Raw genomic sequence first — 2002 nt, 5'->3', positions numbered from 1 at the left:
CCAAATTGATAGCCTTTTAAAGCAGCCATCAAGGCAAATGATCTTGTCTTTCCAGACCCTCGTCCACCCCAAGCCGCCCGTACCAAAGCGTCCCCTGCAAAAATAGGAATGAGTTTTGGTACAATACTAATCTGTCGTGTTGTCATTGACCAAAGGCGCGATTTCTACACGCGTTATCACCTTAATGGCTCCCCCATCTTCACCTGTTACCTGTAAAGGCAACACCTTACCAAGCAACGCTAAATAAGCCGCTGGACATTCTATAGCCTGCTTTTCCAAATAGGAGATCAAACCATCATTGCCAATTTTATTCCCAGCATTCTCAGCAGCCTTAACCACTGCTTCTTTTAAAATGCGCGTCACTTTATTTGGAACGCCTTTGACACGCCCTTGACCTGCCTTTGGTGGTATACGCTTTTTAATGGGTTGTGGAGCCTGCTGTGTATTTTGTGATGTCATAAAATACGCCCTCCAGATAATAAAAAACCCCGCATTTGCGGGGATTTTGAACTGTACATTTCCCTCTCTAGACACAATACGCCTAAGTACAGCAATGTCATTAAATACGATTTGCTACACTTTGTCAACATAAAAATAACACATATTGATAATTTCAAAGGGAATCGGTTAAACAGCGCTTATGAATAATTAAGGATCCAAAATAATGAAATCATTATCCATAACACGCATCATAACATTTATAGCTTTCTTTTCTATATCAGCGCTACCTGCATCAGCGTCATTTGGATTTATAGACAAATTGACGCGTATGTTTACAAGTGTAGATACTAAAGAGAAGTATAATCAACTTTATAACAAATACGTAAGTGAATCATATATTGGCTCTATGCATTCTGAAAAGATACGCAAAGCAGAAGAACTTTCACTCAGAAATGGCGGAGAATATTCGTTTTTTAAACAGGAATATATATTGTATCGTCACATATTAGTTGTTGGTTGTGCATCCATTGTGAGTTTATTGCGGGGTGATTATAATAAGGAGATGTCGCAAATGGATCTACCCAATGTAATAAAGCGTTTACGCGATGAATATGATTGGAGTGAAAGCGATTTTATGTGGGCATACGACGTGGTCAATGATAACGAGGATCCAATGATTTATTATGCAAAAAAATTTATGACGGCTATAGAAAAGCGTTCCGATTTAAGAAAAGAACAAGTAAATAACATAGTATCTCAAGTGAAAAGAAATGATCATAAAGGTTTAAAGGAATCCATTGAATTTTGCAGAAACTTACAAACGATATACAATATAATGAAACCGTAATAGAGATTGTCATTTACGATCAAAATGTTTCTGAAGAGCATTAAGAGCAACACGTAATGAATTCACAAGATATGGTAGCATTTGATCTTCTATAACGAGGCACTGTAGCGCTGCATAAAGGTTATATTGTCTATAGAGGCATTGGGCTTCTTTTAGTGCCTCTTGCATGTTTATAAACTGCTCTGTTGCAAATGCTACCCACTTGTCTCTTGCTTTATCATCAGAAGATGATGGCATTTCGTCATAAATTGCATTAGGCAAGCCTTTTGCACAAAGGTAATTATTTCTTATCTGTAGGTACTGTTGCGCGGCATCATATTGCTCTTGAGTAATCACGCCTTGTAAACAAAGACGCCCGATATAAGACCCAGAAAGTGGATTTTTTGCCTCCTGTAGCGTTAAACCGAAGCGCTTTGCACGCATTTCTATTGCCAATTTATCAACGGCTTCACGCGGTGTTTTGCAACGTGATATACGTCCGTTTGGTTCTCTTACCTGCCCTGCTATTTTAGGGCGTCCCCTCTTTTTATTTCTTTTCATAACACCGCTTTTTATTTAAAAAGGAACACTATCATTCATAACGGTATGAGACGTATCAAGAGGCTTGTGAAAGCTTCTGTCATAAGGTGATGACTGCTCTTGATTATCATCATTTTTGCCATCTAAAAGCTTTAACTCGCCTTTGTACTGAGGCAATATGACTTCTGTTACATA

At 38.3% G+C, this 2002-nt stretch carries 3 protein-coding genes and 2 pseudogenes; 1 reads left to right on the top strand and 4 read right to left on the bottom strand.

Translation table 11 applies throughout. The annotated features are described in order from the left end of the window. Together ACFINR_RS09200 and ACFINR_RS09195 are read right to left on the bottom strand one after the other, a co-directional pair. Positions 1–146, bottom strand: a pseudogene (locus ACFINR_RS09200) (PBSX family phage terminase large subunit); the annotation flags it as partial. Then, positions 127–459 (bottom strand): hypothetical protein, encoded by a 333-nt coding sequence (locus ACFINR_RS09195; RefSeq protein ID WP_375637162.1) that lies wholly within the window; start codon positions 457–459, stop codon positions 127–129. The gene ACFINR_RS09195 and the pseudogene ACFINR_RS09200, both read right to left, overlap by 20 nt. 205 nt (positions 460–664) lie before the next feature. Here ACFINR_RS09195 and ACFINR_RS09190 point away from each other — a divergent pair, with 205 nt between their 5' ends. Then, on the top strand, positions 665–1288 hold the full coding sequence (locus ACFINR_RS09190) for a hypothetical protein (RefSeq protein ID WP_375654218.1): 624 nt from the start codon (positions 665–667) through the stop codon (positions 1286–1288). A gap of 9 nt (positions 1289–1297) precedes the next feature. Here ACFINR_RS09190 and ACFINR_RS09185 read toward each other — a convergent pair whose 3' ends face one another. After that, positions 1298–1828 (bottom strand): hypothetical protein, encoded by a 531-nt coding sequence (locus ACFINR_RS09185; protein ID WP_375654217.1) that lies wholly within the window; start codon positions 1826–1828, stop codon positions 1298–1300. A 15-nt stretch (positions 1829–1843) separates the two neighbouring features. Further along, positions 1844–2002 (bottom strand): annotated as a pseudogene (locus ACFINR_RS09180) (single-stranded DNA-binding protein); the annotation flags it as partial.

Source organism: Bartonella sp. AP19HLJMH (genome assembly GCF_042196245.1).
GTDB lineage: Bacteria > Pseudomonadota > Alphaproteobacteria > Rhizobiales > Rhizobiaceae > Bartonella.
This window is presented reverse-complemented; position numbering and strand designations above follow the sequence as displayed.